This is a genomic window from Leptotrichia sp. oral taxon 498, from assembly GCF_002240055.1.
GTDB lineage: Bacteria > Fusobacteriota > Fusobacteriia > Fusobacteriales > Leptotrichiaceae > Leptotrichia > Leptotrichia rugosa.
The window spans coordinates 1,794,528-1,812,216 of record NZ_CP016753.1 but is presented as its reverse complement, the minus strand read 5'-3'; the positions used below and the strand labels follow the sequence as shown (position 1 = coordinate 1,812,216).

Genomic DNA, 17,689 nt, shown 5'->3' with positions numbered 1-17,689 from the left:
CTCCTTTTTATAAAAATTACTTTATTGATCTAAATATATTCTATTATCAAGAGTAATAGACTGCAAATAAAAACTATTATTGTTGTAAAAAATACTTTTTTTTCTCCACCATGACTATTTTTAAAAAAATTTTTTGGTATTTTATCAATAAAAATTGTATACAATAATATTCCTGCAATTAAAAATACAATATTTTCTAAAATTATTTTTAAATCTATAGATTTTAATAAAATCGCATAATTTATTATAAAAAATAGCAATGCCTTTATTATACTGATAAAAATAAGCTTTTTATTTAATTTATTTCCAGTTAATTCCGTCAAATGTGAAGCATTGTATCTTATTATATTTATAATTCCAAAATATAATGAAAAAATATAAATATAAATATTCAAAATTGATTTTCTCTCTAAGAGAATTCCAACAATAATCCAAAAAAATGCCAGGAATCCAATAGTGAGAAGACCTTTTAAAGAATCTTTTTCCTGTCTTTTAACTTTTGGGGTGTAATGGTAATAACTTACATATAACATTAAAGGTGGTAAAAGAAAAGAAAATCCTCCTAATACAGTAACGACATACATAAAAAAGAGACTTCCAACTTGAGCGACATTTGTCAGTGTAGTTTTTTTTCTGTTAAGGTAAACTATTGTTAACAATCCTAATATTAAAATTAAGCGATTTACCAAATCAACTGTATCTTTCTGAAGGTTTAATCTCAAAAAAAGGTAGACATACAGCGGAATAAAAAAGTTATCTAAGCCGTTCCATGAAATTGCTTCTATAATCATCGTTAAAGTACTAATAAGCAGCGAAATTAATACAATATTCATATTTTTTATGTCACTAAAAAGAAGAAAAAAATTGCTGCATAAAATATATGTTGATAGAAAAAAGATTATTGACCCTTCTAAAGATTTTGTTCCAAAACCTGTATCATATTTATACTTTCCATAAAATTTACCTATCAGCGCTGCAAAAGCATCCGAAAACATTAAAATTACAATTGGTAAACAATACATTATTTTATCATCACTAGAAAATATCCACAAAAAAGCGAGAGTTGATACGAAATAAACATCTCCCCATGTTTTTCTGCTTTTTGTTTCAAGGACATCTTTTGCTCCTGTGTTTTTAAGATTTCTCACTATTGCTATAATAGCAAAAAAACATAGCACTAAAATTATTACAGAAATTTTAGTTTTAAATAAAAAGGGAAGTGAAACTCCGCAAATTCCTGTTCCTATATGTAAAATCTTTCTATTTAATTCTGAATCAAATTTTTTTGCTTTCTCAAGTTTGTTTAAAACAAAAAAGAAAACGAGAAACATTACTATAATTGCCATAATTAGAAATATTTCATAAGGCATTATTTTCATTTTATCACCCTTTCAATAACAAAATCTGTATAAAAAAATGTTTTATCTCTTTTATGAAGTTCTTGATCTATTTCTTTCAATCTCTTGAATCTCTTTGAAAATTGATTTTTCAACTCCTCCATTTCAGAATTTCTCTTCACAACTAAATTCCAATATGCTAATAAGGCATTATCTGAACAGTTTTTATAAATTATTTCCATTAATTTCGCATAGTTTTCAACAGACATATATTCAAAAATATCGCTCAAATTAAATTTATCTATTTTAAAATCAATTTTTTCTAAATATTCTTCAAGTGTATCACAAACTATTTCCAATTTATTCAAATTTGATTTTATTTTTCCAAAATTTTCTTCAGTTAAAAAATATGGTAATGAATCTAAACGATAATTTTGAGTTAAAAAATAATTTATGTACGGATTTTCGTGTGGATCCAATTCAGTAGAAGCATATTTTATTTGTGATAACATTGTTGTTGCAATATCCTTTTCCACATATTTAAAAAACTCTTTATCTCTTCCAAGTTTTCCAATAACTAAATTTGAAAAAAATATTCTAAAAGTTAATTTCCATCTAAAATTTTCCCATTTTTTATCATAAAATTTTTTTCTTTCTTCCAATGACTTTTTTTCAAAAAACTTATTTATTGTTTTTTTACTATGAATGAATGGCAGAATTTTATGATTAAAAATTCTAAAAAACTTCTCTAATTTCCCTGTATGATTAATTCCTCTTCCAATAATTTCAATATTATAGTCCCAATACTCTTTAGTTTTTTCTTGAAGATTTTTTCTTATTTCTTCATACATTTCTTTTCTAATTTTTTTTGTATTTTTATTGTTATCTTTTGATATAACTCCAAAAAACAAAATCATTTCTTGATAATCAAATTTTCTTATTATCTCTCTTTTTAATTCCAAAAGATATAATTGTGGAAGACTTAAATCAATCGCAATCACTTTTTTAGGATTTTTGGAAAGCATTGAAAATATATTATCTCCAGCGGAAGCAATTCCAAGACAAATATCATTTTCATTTATATCCAGCGCTTCCAATAATATTTCAGTATCTTCCCAACATTGTGAATATCTTATTATTGAAAAATCAACCTTATTCTCTTTAACTTCACTTTTCATAAAAAAATTACTCCTTTTCCAATTTCGAATCAATTTTTTTTATAATTCCTGTACTACCATCAAATTCTACATAATCTCCTGTTTTTAAAATAGTTGTTGCATTTTGAACTCCAACGATGGCGGGTATATTCATTTCCCTTGAAATAATTGCACTGTGGGAAAGTAAGCTTCCCTTTTCCACAATAAGTCCCTTTAATAAAGGAAATACCATTACCCAGCTTGGATCAGTAGATTTTGTTATCACTATATCTCCTTCTTCAACTTCAGTTTCCATAGGATTTAAAACCACTTTAACAATTCCTTTAACAATTCCTTTGCTACAAGCAGTTCCCGTTAGTTCATTAAAATTTTTATTTTTATTTGTTTCCGTTATCAAATTCTCATAATAAAATTCTTCAGAAATAAACCCTTTAGTCAAAAATCTGTCAGGAAGTGCAGGGATTATTTTATAATGCTCATATTTTCTCTTTCTAATTTTTACTATTTCTTTTAAATTCGTATCAATAGCAGACGCATCAATCAATCCAAAAATTTCGTTTATAGTTAAATAAAATATATCTCTCTCATTTTCAATAATATTGCTGTCTTTCATATGAATTCCTATTTGCCTGAATACTTTTCTTATAATTCCGTAAGCTTTCGTTCTTTCATATCTCAAATTTTCTCTTATTTTAATAAATTTTTTAGCATTTGAAATTGATTTTTTCAATATCATTTTTTTTACTATCCCAATTTTAAGATTTTCATAAATTTTTTTTTGCTCCAAAGAAATATCTCTTTTTTCATGTGTATTTTTTTCTTTTTTTAACGCAAGAGAATATAACATTCTAAATAAATATATTGGATTTTCTCGCAAAGTCAGAGATTCCAGTTTTAATTCATGAACTGTTCTATCTCCAAATTTTTCCAAATATTCATTCAGCAATTTATTAAATTCCAAGTTACTTGTAATAATATCAGTTTTATTTTTTATAATATTTTTTATTTCTTCTTGTAATGAAGTATCTTTTTTAATGATTTCGCTTAATTTTTCCATGTATTTAGATGGTTCAACACTTATCATATTTTCACCTTTTTGTGCAATAAGTATATTGTGAATTTCTTCAGCATCATTTTTTATAAATTTTTTTATTATTTTTTTTGAAATACCAAACCATATCATGACCAAAAAATCATTTATTAAAGGTGTTTTCCAATTTTTCAAAAATTTATTTTCAAGCAAAATATAGTATTTTTGTAATTCAGTAATATCCATCCTAGATAGATTATATTCTTTTGAACTCAATGTTTGATCTATAATCTGACAAAATCTCTTCGCTTTTTTCTCGATGGAAAACATATTAAAAAAAATTGAGAATCCAGCTCTCGCCTTTTTTAATCCTATGACTTTTTTTTCAAAAAAATTCATATTTTTAGTTGCTTCCAAAAAATTTTCTTCTAAATTTATTCCAGAAAGCTTTTGTTTTACTCCCATCATCTGCTCCATAAAACCGCTATTTCTTTTGGAATTAGGCAATAAAAGTAAAAGTTTATACCAATTTATAAGGTTATAATAAACTCTTCCATTTAAAATTCCTAACATATTTGCATAAATCGGCTCATAGCTATCCATTATCTTTTTTGAAATTCCGACAACTTTGGAAAATTGCTTATATACTCCTGCATACGCATTTTTTATAAAACTAAAAGTCAAGGGTAAAGTAATTTCGGGATAACTTTCCACAATATTGCTATTATCCCAAATAATAATATTTTCTTCAATTAGTTTTTCACTATTCTTTTTCTTTTCAGTTCTGTTCTCAAAAGTTGTAATCGGTCTTGCTTGTAAAATATACAATTTTTTATTTTCAAAAGCCCACTCTATATCTTGTGGAACACCATACACTTTTTCAATATTTATAATATTTTGAACAAGTTCTCGTATCTCCTTTTCATTCAAAACTTCTTTTTCCTCATGAATTTTTTCTCTCTTTATACTTTTTTTCTCAAAATCTAAACTTTGCTTCAATGTTTTTATTTTAATCTCTTTACTCACTAACTCAAGGTTTTTATTCACAATATACAAATCTCCATCTTCATCACCGTCAACGATGCTGGTCCCCAATCCGAAAACACAAGATAACACAACTTCATTTTTATTATTATTAATTGGATTTGCACTAAAAGCTACGCCAGATTTTTCAGAATTTACCATTTCCTGAATAATTACTGCTGGAACATTTATTTCATTATTAATATTACCTTCTTTTCTATATTTCATTACATGATTTGAAAATGAAGAAATCCAAACTTTCTTTATTTTATTCAGCATTTCTTCTTTTTTTATGTATAAAAATGTTTCAAATTGACCTGCAAATGAAAAATTCTCACTATCTTCCTCAATTGATGATGAACGAACTGCGTAATATTTATCATCTTTTAAAAATTTTTGTAATTCTTCGATAAAATTATTTTGAATTGTATGATTTTCTATAATATTCCTTATAATTTCTATATTTTGAGTTTCATTACTTTCAAAAATATCATTCCAATTTTCTACATCAATTTTTTTTCTTATTTCTTTTAAAATTACTTTTTTAAAATATTCATTCGTTATAACCAAAAAATATGGAACATTAAAGCCATTCTTTGTCAATTTCACTAAATTTTCAGCCTTTTTCCCTATTTTCAAATTTTCACTATTATAATTTTGAAAAACATCATAAATATATGACATCTTAACTTCCTTTCTAAATTTATTTTATTATTATTATATCATACAAAATTAAAAAAAACTATTTTAATTCTAAAATTTGCATAAAAAAACTGTAAATGAAAATTAATTCAAATACAGTTTTTTATTTTATAACAAACTTGAAAAAATTTATTCATAATTCTTCAAAATATCTTTTAAGTTTTCAGGAGCGTAGAGATAAACACTTATAAAAGTATGATCTAACATTCTATATATCTCAATTATTTTTTTTGAATTATACAATATTAATGCTCCTTTGTACTCTTTTACATTCAATTTCTCTTTTAAAACTTTACTCGCATTCTTTTTATAATCTTCGATTATTTTCATATGTTCCTCATCCGTCGTAACCGAATCAAAAACTGCTGAAAATAATTTATTTTCAGAAAAAGCAAAGCTATTTAATTGCCTTTTTATGCCTAATGAATCTTCTATATTTTCATAATAGTAGACAGCATAATTTCCATCATCGTGCGAATCTGACAACGGCTCACTTTTTATAATATTTTTCAATTCTTTTGGAGAAATCCCAAAATTGATTTTATTTGTAACTTTTGCATTAACACTTTCTGCAAATACAGTCACTGAAAATAACATCATCATAAATAATAAGAATTTTTTCATTTTATCACTCCTAATAAATAATTTTTAAAATTAATTCAACATAAGTATACCGCATAAAAAGTAAAAATCCAAATAAAACATAATCTTTTCAATTGTTCTAAAATAAAAAAAGAAATCCAAGACCAATATCTCAAATTCCTTTTTTTATATTCTAAATTTTTCTAATTTTAATAATTTTCCAAAAAACTATTTAATTTTTTCTAAAGTATTTTGCACTCTCTTCAAAGTTCTCTCTTTCCCAATTGCTGCAATTACTGTATATAAATCAGCCCCTCTAGCTTTTCCCGTAACAACTGCTCTAAGCGGCATTAACACAGCTCCAGGTCCTTCTCCAATTTCATCTTGTAATTCATGTAAAACTTGTTTTGCTTCATCTTCTGAAATTTCTTCATTTAAAGCATCAATTTTTTCAATAAACAAATTAATTGCTTTTTTCCCAGTTTCAGTTTCTAGTGAATCTCTCAATTTTTTTACCGATTTTCTAGCTTTACTATTCATTCCTTCTTCAATAACTGGAAGCTCGAATTCATCTTCAAAATAAATTGAAGAATTCATTGGCAACTCTTTTAATGTATGTGAACCTTCTCTCGTAATTTCCACGATTCTTCTCAGTTTTTTATAATCTTCGTCTGATAAGTTTTCATCAGCATAATATCCAGCTTTCACAAAATACGGAATTGCTAATTTGGTCAATTCATCTAAATCTTTCAATCTCATATGATGATTATTTACCCAACCTAATTTAACCAAGTCAAACACAGGCCCTCCAAGCGAGATTTTATCAAATGAAAAGTTTTCAATCATTTCTTCAATTGTAAAAATTTCTTTATTTTCTCCAAAGCTCCATCCCATTAAAGCCAAGAAATTTAAAAGTCCTTCCTTCAAATAACCTTCTTCTCTGTAATAGTTCAATGAAACTGGATTTTTTCTTTTAGAAATTTTAGTTTTATCCGCATTTCTCAAAAGTGGCATGTGATACCATTTTGGCTCATCCCAACCAAACGCTTTGTACAATTGAATATGTTTAGGCGTAGATGAAATCCATTCTTCTGCTCTTATAACATGTGTAATTCCCATCAAATGGTCATCCACAATATTTGCCAAATGATAAGTAGGGAATCCATCAGATTTTAACAATACTTGGTCATCAATTTTACTATTCTCAAATCTAATTTCTCCTCTTAAACCATCATTTACAATAGTTTCTCCTTCATAAGGCATTTTAAGTCTAATAACATAAGGTTCACCAGCCGCTAATTTTGCTTCAACTTCTTCTTTCGACAAGTTTCTACAATGACCGTCATATCCAGGTGCTTGTTTCATCGCCACTTGTCTTTCTCTCAATTTTTGCAATCTATCTGGTGTACAGAAACAGTAATACGCTTCACCTTTTTCCACCAATTTTTCAGCATATTCTTTATATATTTCAAATCTTTCTGATTGTCTATAAGGACCTCTATCCCCACCAACATCTGGACCTTCATCATAATTAAGCCCAAGCCACTTCATCGCATCAAAAATTTGTTGTTCCGAATCTTCAGAAAATCTTGTTCTATCCGTATCTTCAATTCTCAATAAAAAATCTCCACCATTATGTTTTGCAAATACATAATTAAAAAGCCCAATGTAAGCAGTTCCCACATGTGGATCTCCAGTCGGAGACGGTGCTATCCTAACTCTCACTCTTTTGTTATCACTATTTGACATTTTTTTCTTTTTTCTCCTATCTATTTTGTTATTCTTTTTATATTATATAATAAAATAAGTTATTGTGCAACAACTATTGTGTAAATTCCAAATTTATTGGGTTTTTATGTATAAAGTAATTTAAAATCTAAAAAATTTAATCATTAATCTTATCTTTATAGAATATATAAAAATAAGTTCTATCCAATAATTAATTTTTTAGAAGAACTAACTTTAAAAAACGATACTTTGAATTTGAAAAGCAATTTAATTTAGAAGAAAAAAATACAGTCTATGGATATCTCATTTACTATCACTTATTTCTTTAATAATTTTTTGACATATATTATGATCTCTTACTTTAATATTTACATGATCTTGATAACCACGAAACTTAAAAATTGTATCCCAGCTTTCACAATTATTATTATAGAATACAATTTTTTCATTTTTATCATTGTAAAAATAATATTTTTCATCAAAAGAAATATCATAAGGATAGGTTTTTTTAAAAATATTTGAAAAATTTAACTCCTTTAGGAAAATATTTTTTAAATCTTTAGAATATACAATTTTCTTGCCATTTTCTGAGTAATAAATTTTTGAATTTTTTATTTTATTCCTAAAAATAGAAACTTCTTTATAGTATGATAACACTACTGAAGTATAATAAAGAAAATATATCCCAATAAATAAATAAAATATAAGAATCATTATTTTTTCTAAATTTTTTAAAAGAAATATTTCTTTTAAATTAATTATTTTGAAATCTAAATTTTTCAAATAAAAACCATCATTCATTATATATATTATAAAAATAGCGATAAAAAAAGGAAAAAATTTAAATTTTATATAGAATACTATAAAGATTATTATTAAAATACAAAGTAATATTTTTTTCTTACACATCTCAATTTCTCCTTCTATTTGAATTTTAAACTTTTTCTGACAGTTCTTCCATTAATTCATCTTAGTATAAATGCATTGTTTTTTCTACTTCTTTTATTTTTTTCCTTATTATGAACGTTCTCTCATTTAAAAATTTTCTTTAAAGTTTTCAAACATTTCTTGAACTTCGTTATCATTATAAATATTTTTATAAGCATTAACAATAATCTCGAGTTCTTTCAAAAAGTCTTTTTTAGAAATTATTTCTATATTTTCCTTTTCTCTTTCATTTTTATATTTTTTTGAAATTAATATTTCTGCTTCTTCCTTTGTTATGAAATCACTGATATACTTATCAGAACTTTTTCTATCTCCATAAAATATTCCATGTTCTCCAACTAACAAATTACCATTAGATTCCATTCCTCTACAGTAATATTCAATACTTATACTTAATTTATCTATAATCAATTTATAAATTTCATTATAACCGTCATCAATAAAATAATTTTTTAGATTTATTCCAAATTTTTTTTGGGGATTAGACAAAAACTCTTTTAATATATCTTTTCCTAGTAAATATGATAGAAATCTCTTTAATATGTTTATGTCTGAATATTTTATATATTTCTCATAGAAATTTATAACTCCAATATTATATTGATTTTCTTTTTTAGTATAATTGATTAAAAAATTTCTTAACCTGTCTCTTTCAAATATACTATTTAAATCCATATTTATTTTATATTTTTTTGATTCATCTACATGATTAATATAATTTAAAAACTCCTGTTCTACAAAAGCTATCATATCAGAATATTCATTCATATGTTGCAAGTGATACATTAAAAGATAACATAACATCTCTTCATAAGTATAATATATCCTTTCTATATCTTCTATTTCATTTTCATATTCAAAAATATACAATGCTGTCTCATCTTCATCATTCCACCCGATATTTATACCTAATCCTTGATATTCTCCACTTCTTATTTTTTCATTATTCAAATATATATCTGACATTATATATGGAAAATTACCTATTTCATTAATTACATTTACTAACAAATCATATTTATTCATTTTTAAATTTTCAAAAAAATTTTCTTTTATTTTTTTTATCTCCATTTATTTTCCACCTTTACTTAAACCTCTATTTATAAGAAGATTCCATTTTTTCATATTGAGAGTATAAAAATTTTTGTGTAAATAGAATAGCGAAGTGCTGAATTTACTAGATTTTCTATTAGTTTACACAAAATTTTGGACTATCCCTTATTTTACTTATATTTTTTCAAACTTATTTTCATCCTCGTAATATCTGCTTGTACTTTTTCTCTTATCATTTTTGACATTAAGAAGATAATAAATTCTTTTATCTTTATTATGCCAACAAATTTTTTTAACAGTTGCTTTTTTATCAGGATATTTAATTAATTTAACTTTGTCACCTATATTAAATCGTGGACATTTTATTATTTCATAAAATTCCTTTCTTATTCTAATTACTTCTTGATTTTTACTTCCAAGCATTTTTATACCTACATAATCTATTTCTTCAGTTTTACATTCTAATATCGTTCCCCATAAAATTGACAGTGGATAACCAAAATTTTTATTAAAATTTTCATATTTAAAAATATCATTAGAATGTATAGTCTTGTCTGGAGAAGGAGAGTTATTTTTTAATACTCCATATGTTCCTATATAACTTTTATTCATTATTGACTTTCCTCATTGTATAATTTAAATTCTTCGCTTACTTTCTACAACTAATTTTTCGATGTTTCCAGTTACTTTTCTGCCTTCCTGATTAAATCCAGTAAGCGTCATCGAACCTGTATTGTCATGTATGTACTTCATAAAAATTTCCATTTTGATAGTTAGTGTTTTCTGTATTAAGATTTCCGTTGCTCTGAGAGACATTTCCACTTATTCCGTTTGATTTTACACTACCTTTTGAACCTATTCCAGCACTTAATTTCATTCCAAGACTAGAATTTTTAGAACTATAACTGTTTTTTAGTTCTACGGCTTCTTTTTGAATATTGGCAACATTGTTCCACCTTGAGCCTGTGTTCCTTGATAAGTAACATTGTTCACATTGTTGCAAGTCATTATTGCATTATCATTTGACGGTTTCATCGTTGTCCTTGCTTTAAACCTCTATTTATAGACAACCTTCACTTCTTTCCCATAAAACGCAATCCCAATCTTCAAAATATTCTTTATCCCTCTTGCCTTTAGTTTAGTATCATATTTCTTCTCATCAATCTGCTTCAACGCCTTCTGTGCCCTCTCTTCCATCCCCTTTTTTGTCTTCGATATTTTAAATTCCATAAGATACGCCTTCTCATTACTTTTTATTGGAATCATCGCAAGGTCATATCTTCCATATACGCTTTCATCATTTGAAATAATCTCATATTTCCCCATTAAAAATCCAACAAGCCCTATCATAAACACCTGATAAATCTTTTCCATTTCCTTGTCCAAGTCAAAATGACTCAGCATATTTATCATTATTTCTCCCAATGTCTTTTCAAATTTCTTAATATCTCCATTTTCAAGCGCTTTTATCAAAATATTTGTTTTCACTTCTGTTCCAAAAAATCTGTTCAAGAACATATTCCCAAAATATTTCCGTATTTCCTTATTTGGAATTCTCAAGTTGTAAACATCTGTATATTCTGAAGTTACATCTATTTCCTTCTGCTTTTCATCTTTTGTTAAGTACCCACTATATAAGAGTAATTGCCATATCTCATCGTCGTTACTTAAAAGACTATTTATCGTAGTTCCATCCGAAATATATTTTTCAATACTTTCTCCATCAGTAAACCGTTTTAAGTCATCATAAACACTTTCCCCAGCATGATCAAGCATATTCTCTAGAAGCGTATTCCCCGAAACATTTGCCCAATATGCCTTGATTTCTCCATTGTCAATATAATTTACAATAGACCACGGATTGTACACTTCACTTTCTCCAAATAAATATCCATTATACCATTCTTTAACTTCTTCAATTTTGTATTTCATTCCAAAGTAATCAAGCATTTCAATTACCTCACCTTCAAGAAGTCCAAAATATTCTGAATATTTTTTATTCAATATTGTATCTACTTTTAAATTATTTAAACCAGAGAATATTCCTTCCTTTATAATCCTTGTTATCCCTGTTAAAACACCATATTTCAAGGAATTATTAGTCTTTAACGCTGAGCTGTAAAATGTTTGAAAAAAATTTATTGCTTCATTGTAATATCCTTTATCAAAAGCATTTATTATTGGAGCATCGTATTCATCTATTAAAATTATTACACTTTTTCCATAATATTCATACAAATAATTTGATAAGTTTTTAAGAGAATAAATCCAGTCAGCATCTTCTTTTTCCATAACTATCTTTTCAAAATCATTTTTAAAAATAGGATTCAATTTATCCTTTAAATCATAAAATTCCATGTATAAGTTTTTTATATGTTTTTTTATCAATATAAAATTTTCTTCCCAGCTATTTCCTTTCAAATCTTTCATTGAAATGAAAATTACAGGATATTTCCCTTGTTCAACCATGTATTCACTATCATATATTTTTAAATTTTCAAAAAGCTTTTTATTTTCTTCTTTATCTTTTACATCAAAAAAATATCTTAACATCGACATATTCAATGTTTTTCCAAATCTTCGTGGTCTTGTAAATAATGTAACTTTCGATTTATTCATTAACATTTCGTCTATTAATAAAGTTTTATCTGCATAATAATATTCATCTTGTATCAACTCTTTAAAATCTTCAATCCCCACAGGAACAGCTTTTTTTCTCATAAAATCACTCCCTCTTTTATTTTCTTTGAATTTCAATATATTAATTATACCATAACTTGATATTTAAAATAAAGTCGTTTGAACTCACTGTGACGCTTTCTTTTTAAATTTGAGGATTTGAAATATTTTGAGAATTAATTTGGGAGTATGGACTGGAGAGTATTGATGGAAATCTAAAAGAGACTGCCTTGACTTCGATTCTGAATTTGTACAAAAATTTTTACACACTCTACCATATATTATATTTTGTGTTTATACAAAATTCTGGACACTCTTATCAATATTGTTTCATCTTTTTTTACTTATAAAATTTATTGGGTGAAAAGTTGTTTTAAATATCCAAATTATATGTGATACAAAAAAATAATCCCTGTCTTTTTAACTTAATTACTTCATTATTTTTAACAATTACATTTAAGCAACACATTGTAATCATTATTCCTAATAATAATTTTTTTATTTCAATTTTTTATCTAAAACTTTTTACCAATCTTTCATCAACTCTAAAAAGAAATTTTTAGATTTATCATTCACGTCATCAAAATTTATAACGGCAAAAGCATTATCATCAATTTTTTTTATAATTTGATACAATTTAATTTTCTTACTCTTGTCTTCAAATTTGTTAGAGTATGTATTTTCATTTATTTTAACTAAATTCTCTTTTTTTGCAAATTCTTCAAAATTTTCATTATAAATATTGATTGGCAATATAATTGATTTTCCTAGATAATAACCAGATAATTCAAATGATTTTTTTTTACTCAATGTTTCATTAATAAGACTGCTATCACTGTTCTTTAACCATAATCCTTTAGGTATAGAAATTTGTACATTACTATTTCCAATCTCTATCTTTTTTTTATTTTCAGTAAGAAGCAAGGTATTTAATTTCTTATTATTACCATAATAATAAGGACTTTCAGGTTTAGGAGGAGGTAATAAACCATCCCCCTGCATTGAACCTATGATTGCAGCTGTTGCAAGACAGGAATTTAAACAGAAAATACTTAATAAACATAATATCAACAATCTTAATATTTTCATCTTAATTACCTACTCTTTCTCTCAATTTCTTTAACTGTTCATTTATATTTTGAGATTTTTCTCTATTTATTTGAGGTTTTGGCATATTTAAACCTTCATCAGGATTGATATTCCTATATGGATTATTTCTTGGAAAATCTTTGTTCAACTGTTCTGTTAAGGCATTATCCCTTGCATTAAACAAATCCTTATCCATATCTTTTCCATAATCTGGATTTACTCTTGGAACATTCATAAGCATATCCTTTACATTTTCCTTTCTTTGATCAATTAATCTTTTTTGTTCTCTCAAAGCATTTTCATATTTTTCTCTCTATTTTCAATCATTTCTATAGCTTCTTTTGACCAATTAAAGTTTTTATCCTTATAAAAAATCTTATTATTCATAACTGAAAAAATATTTTTATATTTTTCAGAATTATCATAAAAATAGATTTCATCAAATTTTAAAATCACTTGTTTTAAATTTTCTAAAGACTCATAATATCTTTTTTCAACTATTTCATCAGCTATATTATGACCACCTTTTTCAACTCTATTTTTTATTCTTTTTTTTGCTATTTCAGGACTATTAACTCCAACATAGAATAATTGTAACTCATAACCTAATTTTTTTGCCTTGTCAATAGTTTTTAAAATAGTTTTCCCAGTTAAAGTTGTTTCCTCATTAAATGATTTTCCATGTTTTAAGCAGTCATTTCTTATATTTATCGCCATTTTTGCTGCTTTTATTTGATCAGAATTATTCTTCCAATCTCCGATTTTTCTAACAATTTCATCTGTATTAATTCTTGTACTGTATTTTATATTATTGTCTAAATTTTCAGAATTATACAGAGTTGATTTTCCTGCTCCATTTACTCCCGCAAAAATATATAAAACTTTTTTCATTAAAACACACCTTTTTTTATCAATTCGTCTTGCTTTGTTTCCAAAATCAAATTAAACAATTTATTATAAAAAATTATATCTTCTTCTTTTTCAGAATTTGCCATTAATTCATTAATATCTTTTTGATTCAATTTCAATATAAATTCTTTTAAATTCTCTTTTTTTAAATCCACTTTTTCCTCCCAATATTTTTTTATTATTCTCAATATTTTTGACTAATTAAATAATAATTTTTTATTTTCCTTTATGTTTCTGTTTCTTTTTCTCCTGTTTCAATAAAAATTTTCTCTGTTTTTCAAATTCTTTTTCTTGTTTTGTTTTTACTTTTCGTTCCTTTTTTTTCTCTTCGTATTGTAATTTTAGAATTTCTTCTGATTTTTTCAAAAATTTTTTACTTTGGAGTTCTTTTTTTATTTCTCGTTGTCTCCGTTTTGGATTTTTTGCTTTCTCCCCAAAATTTGACTTCATTTCATTACTAAATCGAAGATTATAGAACTTTTTTAATATAAAATCATAAATTTCATATTCTTTAGGTTCTGAACCAAAAGTTACTTTACAAACTGACAAATTATTATTTTCAAAATTTTCAAAAATTCCTACCCAAAACGGATTTTCAAAAAAAACTGTCAATTTTCCTGAAATCTTTTTCATAAATTTCAGCCTCCCTAAAAAAATTTATAATAAAGAATGGACAACCTAAGGAGGCAGGTTACTTACATTACTGCGTCTGGACTACCAACCAGAACTGTGTTTTTATCTTTATTTATATTTATTCATTTTTTAATATTTTTTATAATTTTTATTCAATTATTTCTAGAACATCTTTTAACTCTCGTCTTATCTTTTCAGGCTGTTCTTCATCCCTGTACCCAAAACTTACCATCACAGAAACTCCGTATTCACTTAAGTCAAGAAGTTCCATATCTGACAAATATTTTTCGACTTTTTCTTTATTAAATCCTTCAATTGCACAGCTGTCAATTCCCAAATAAGCTGCAACAGTCATCATATTTCCAAGTGCAATGTAAGTTTGCTTTGAAGCCCAGTCGAAAAGAGTTCTTTCGTTTTCCAATAATTTCATATTTTTTTCCTGCAACATTGAAAAACTATTTTTCTTAATTTCAAAAACATCATCTGGCAATTTTTTTACATCTTTATAGCTATGTCTGAAAAATTCACTATCCGCAGTAATTCCCTTTTTAGCCAAAATTATCACAATTTCTGTTGCTCCATTCAAGCTATTTATAGCTCCAGTTGAGAACTCCTTAAAATCTTCTCTCATCTTTTCATTTCTTAACAATAAAAATTTCCAAGGTTCAAGCCCAAACGAACTTGGTGATAATCTTGCACTTTCTAAAATTGTTTTCAAATCTTCATCGGACACTCTCTTTTTTGTACTAAACTTTTTACATGCATATCTTCTATTAAATACTTCTATAATTTCTTTTCTTTTTAATTCTGTATCTTTTGACATTTTTACCACTTCTTTCTTTTTATATCTAATTGTTAAAATATATCTCAAAATTTCAGATTTACATTATTTTTAATATTTCTTCTCTAAAAAATTTATAAATTATTACTCAACAACCTCATAAACTTCCGAAAGTTTTCTTCTAGTTTTTGGAGTAATATCTTCATCCCTATATCCAAAACTTACAAAATATGAAATTCCATATTCCTTCAAATCAAAGACACCTTTTTCAGAGAAGTATTTTTCAGCGATTTCTTTATTAAATCCTTCAATCGTACAGCTGTCAATCCCAAGAGCCGCAGCCATATTCATCATATTTACCATTGCAATGTAAGTCTGTTTTGAAGCCCAGTCAAATAATGCTCTTTCACTTTCCAGCAACTTAAAATGCTCTTTTTGAAATTTTATAAAAAATTCTTTTCTGATCTTCAAATTTTCATCAGAAATATTTTTTATTTCCTTCCCAATTCTTTCAAAATAATCGCTATCACCAGTAACACCTTTTCTAGCCAGCACCATAACAATATGGCTCGCCCCATTCAAGCTGTTAATTGCTCCCCAAGCAAACTCTCTCATGTCATTCAGCATTTCCTCATTTTTCACAAGAATAAATTTCCAAGGCTCAAGCCCAAAAGAACTAGGAGAAAGTCTCCCTGCCTCAATAATTGCCATAAAATCTTCGTCTGAAACAACTTTTGTCTTATCGTATTTTTTGCACGCATATCTTCTGTTAAATATTTCAAGCATTTCCTTTTTTGTCAATTCTTTATTTTTTGTCATTTTTATCACTTCTTTCTATTATTTTTTGTAGTTTCATCTTGCTTTAGTGAACTACTCCCGCCTTTAGAAGCGGGAGCTTCTTGGGAAGTATCTGCTTTTGTTAGCCAAATATATTTACCAAGCTCTTCAGGCAGTCCCTGCCCTGTTTCTTTATTTCCTAATATTTCAACATTTCTTTTCCAATATCTCTTATATTCAGTGCCGCATTATAATCTCTATCAATCTCAATTCCACAGCACTCACATTTATAACTTCTTTCTGATAATTTCAGTTCCTCTTTAACATTTCCACATCTACTACAAGTTTTCGACGATGGAAACCATTTATCTATCTTCAAAAATTGTTTCCCTAAAAACATCAGTTTATACTCAAGCATTCTCAAAAACATTCCCCATCCATTATCTCCTATACTTTTACCAAAATTTAATGACCGGATCATCCCTTTCATATTCAAATCCTCAACAACCACAGCATTATATATTTCAGACAATTTTTTCGATAATTTATGTAAAAAATCTCTTCGACAATTCTTGATATACTCATGTAATTTTGATATTTTCATTTTTTGTTTATACCAATTTTTAGAAAATTTCACTTTTCTCGATAATGATTTTTGTAATTCTTTCAATTTTTTCTCCAACATCCTAAAATATCTTGGATAATCAGCCCTTTGGTTTTCAGAACTGACAAATAATTCAGACATTGAAAAATCAAGTCCAATCACTTTATCTTTACTAGCTACCTTTTGAATTTCTTTTTCAAATTCCGTCAAAACAGAAACATAGTAATTTCCATTACTGTTTGTCAATGTTACCGACTTTATTCTATAATTCTTTGGTATTTCTCTATGATATTTCAATTTTACTTTTTTCAGTTTTGGCAAAATCAAATATTTATTTTCTTCAATTCGTATCGAATTGTTCACACAATTTGTCGTATAACTTTTAACACTAGTCTTTTTAGATTTGAACTTTGGAAACTTCGCTCTCTTCTGAAAAAAATTTGTAAACGATCGTTTTACATTCAATTGAGCATTTGCAAGTGCCAAGCTGTCTACTTCTTTCAAAAATTGATTTTCATTCTTCAAACTGGCAGGTGTAATTATTTTATTTTTTCCAGTTTCTTCATAAATTTTATTCGCAGTGTACAAAATTGTATTGTAAACAAAACGGACACATCCAAAAGTCTTGTTTATCAATAATTCCTGGACTTCTTGCTG

17 protein-coding genes are annotated in these 17,689 nt (G+C 26.1%); all 17 read right to left on the bottom strand.

All coding sequences use genetic code 11. The features are described 5' to 3' along the window. Positions 1-29: 29 nt before the first annotated feature. A complete protein-coding gene (locus tag BCB68_RS08960; protein WP_237048619.1) occupies positions 30-1,379 on the bottom strand; it encodes a diacylglycerol/polyprenol kinase family protein in 1,350 nt (449 codons plus the stop codon). After that, a complete protein-coding gene (locus BCB68_RS08955; protein WP_094080460.1) occupies positions 1,376-2,515 on the bottom strand; it encodes a DUF3419 family protein in 1,140 nt (379 codons plus the stop codon). The genes BCB68_RS08960 and BCB68_RS08955 overlap by 4 nt, the downstream gene beginning before the upstream one ends. A gap of 7 nt (positions 2,516-2,522) precedes the next feature. Continuing rightward, the gene (locus tag BCB68_RS08950; RefSeq protein WP_094080459.1) at positions 2,523-5,231 is read right to left on the bottom strand and encodes a PEP/pyruvate-binding domain-containing protein; all 2,709 of its coding nucleotides are present in this window, start codon (positions 5,229-5,231) and stop codon (positions 2,523-2,525) included. Between the two features lie 147 nt (positions 5,232-5,378). After that, positions 5,379-5,873 carry a hypothetical protein gene (locus BCB68_RS08945; RefSeq protein ID WP_094080458.1) on the bottom strand — a complete coding sequence of 165 codons (495 nt, stop codon included), beginning with the start codon at positions 5,871-5,873 and terminating at the stop codon, positions 5,379-5,381. A 186-nt stretch (positions 5,874-6,059) separates the two neighbouring features. Further along, positions 6,060-7,580, bottom strand: coding sequence for a glutamate--tRNA ligase (gene gltX / locus BCB68_RS08940; protein ID WP_094080457.1), 1,521 nt, complete (start codon positions 7,578-7,580; stop codon positions 6,060-6,062). A 282-nt stretch (positions 7,581-7,862) separates the two neighbouring features. Further along, a complete protein-coding gene (locus BCB68_RS08935; protein WP_157697381.1) occupies positions 7,863-8,273 on the bottom strand; it encodes a hypothetical protein in 411 nt (136 codons plus the stop codon). Positions 8,274-8,594: 321 nt separating this feature from the next. After that, positions 8,595-9,578, bottom strand: a complete 984-nt coding sequence (locus BCB68_RS08930) for a hypothetical protein (RefSeq protein ID WP_094080455.1) — start codon at positions 9,576-9,578, stop codon at positions 8,595-8,597. A gap of 156 nt (positions 9,579-9,734) precedes the next feature. Continuing rightward, on the bottom strand, positions 9,735-10,172 hold the full coding sequence (locus BCB68_RS08925) for a hypothetical protein (RefSeq protein ID WP_094080454.1): 438 nt from the start codon (positions 10,170-10,172) through the stop codon (positions 9,735-9,737). 444 nt (positions 10,173-10,616) lie between these two features. Further along, positions 10,617-12,281, bottom strand: coding sequence for an AAA family ATPase (locus tag BCB68_RS08920; protein ID WP_094080453.1), 1,665 nt, complete (start codon positions 12,279-12,281; stop codon positions 10,617-10,619). 483 nt (positions 12,282-12,764) lie between these two features. Next, on the bottom strand, positions 12,765-13,328 hold the full coding sequence (locus BCB68_RS08915; protein ID WP_094080452.1) for a hypothetical protein: 564 nt from the start codon (positions 13,326-13,328) through the stop codon (positions 12,765-12,767). Position 13,329: 1 nt separating this feature from the next. Then, positions 13,330-13,620, bottom strand: coding sequence for a hypothetical protein (locus BCB68_RS08910; RefSeq protein ID WP_094080451.1), 291 nt, complete (start codon positions 13,618-13,620; stop codon positions 13,330-13,332). Next, positions 13,617-14,219, bottom strand: coding sequence for a zeta toxin family protein (locus BCB68_RS08905; RefSeq protein ID WP_094080450.1), 603 nt, complete (start codon positions 14,217-14,219; stop codon positions 13,617-13,619). The genes BCB68_RS08910 and BCB68_RS08905 overlap by 4 nt, the downstream gene beginning before the upstream one ends. Continuing rightward, positions 14,219-14,392, bottom strand: a complete 174-nt coding sequence (locus BCB68_RS08900) for a hypothetical protein (RefSeq protein WP_018498727.1) — start codon at positions 14,390-14,392, stop codon at positions 14,219-14,221. Before BCB68_RS08900 ends, BCB68_RS08905 begins: the two co-directional genes overlap by 1 nt. Positions 14,393-14,453: 61 nt before the next feature. Then, the gene (locus tag BCB68_RS08895; protein ID WP_094080449.1) at positions 14,454-14,870 is read right to left on the bottom strand and encodes a YjdF family protein; all 417 of its coding nucleotides are present in this window, start codon (positions 14,868-14,870) and stop codon (positions 14,454-14,456) included. A gap of 148 nt (positions 14,871-15,018) precedes the next feature. Beyond that, positions 15,019-15,693 carry an NAD(P)H-dependent oxidoreductase gene (locus BCB68_RS08890; RefSeq protein ID WP_094080448.1) on the bottom strand — a complete coding sequence of 225 codons (675 nt, stop codon included), beginning with the start codon at positions 15,691-15,693 and terminating at the stop codon, positions 15,019-15,021. A gap of 102 nt (positions 15,694-15,795) precedes the next feature. Further along, complete coding sequence (locus tag BCB68_RS08885; protein ID WP_094080447.1) at positions 15,796-16,470, bottom strand: NAD(P)H-dependent oxidoreductase; 675 nt, start codon at positions 16,468-16,470, stop codon at positions 15,796-15,798. Positions 16,471-16,627: 157 nt separating this feature from the next. Next, positions 16,628-17,668: a transposase gene (locus BCB68_RS08880; RefSeq protein ID WP_237048618.1), complete on the bottom strand. Its 1,041-nt coding sequence runs from the start codon at positions 17,666-17,668 to the stop codon at positions 16,628-16,630. Positions 17,669-17,689: the final 21 nt, after the last annotated feature.

Bases quoted from the DNA above. Each gene is read 5' to 3' on its own strand.
- BCB68_RS08930 (WP_094080455.1), bottom strand. From the start codon at position 9,578: ATGGAGATAAAAAAAATAAAAGAAAATTTTTTTGAAAATTTAAAAATG.
- BCB68_RS08955 (WP_094080460.1), bottom strand. From the start codon at position 2,515: ATGAAAAGTGAAGTTAAAGAGAATAAGGTTGATTTTTCAATAATAAGA.
- BCB68_RS08920 (WP_094080453.1), bottom strand. From the start codon at position 12,281: ATGAGAAAAAAAGCTGTTCCTGTGGGGATTGAAGATTTTAAAGAGTTG.
- BCB68_RS08885 (WP_094080447.1), bottom strand. From the start codon at position 16,470: ATGACAAAAAATAAAGAATTGACAAAAAAGGAAATGCTTGAAATATTT.
- BCB68_RS08960 (WP_237048619.1), bottom strand. From the start codon at position 1,379: ATGAAAATAATGCCTTATGAAATATTTCTAATTATGGCAATTATAGTA.
- BCB68_RS08935 (WP_157697381.1), bottom strand. From the start codon at position 8,273: ATGATTCTTATATTTTATTTATTTATTGGGATATATTTTCTTTATTAT.
- BCB68_RS08950 (WP_094080459.1), bottom strand. From the start codon at position 5,231: ATGTCATATATTTATGATGTTTTTCAAAATTATAATAGTGAAAATTTG.
- BCB68_RS08945 (WP_094080458.1), bottom strand. From the start codon at position 5,873: ATGAAAAAATTCTTATTATTTATGATGATGTTATTTTCAGTGACTGTA.
- BCB68_RS08895 (WP_094080449.1), bottom strand. From the start codon at position 14,870: ATGAAAAAGATTTCAGGAAAATTGACAGTTTTTTTTGAAAATCCGTTT.
- BCB68_RS08905 (WP_094080450.1), bottom strand. From the start codon at position 14,219: ATGAAAAAAGTTTTATATATTTTTGCGGGAGTAAATGGAGCAGGAAAA.
- BCB68_RS08915 (WP_094080452.1), bottom strand. From the start codon at position 13,328: ATGAAAATATTAAGATTGTTGATATTATGTTTATTAAGTATTTTCTGT.
- BCB68_RS08925 (WP_094080454.1), bottom strand. From the start codon at position 10,172: ATGAATAAAAGTTATATAGGAACATATGGAGTATTAAAAAATAACTCT.
- gltX (WP_094080457.1), bottom strand. From the start codon at position 7,580: ATGTCAAATAGTGATAACAAAAGAGTGAGAGTTAGGATAGCACCGTCT.
- BCB68_RS08890 (WP_094080448.1), bottom strand. From the start codon at position 15,693: ATGTCAAAAGATACAGAATTAAAAAGAAAAGAAATTATAGAAGTATTT.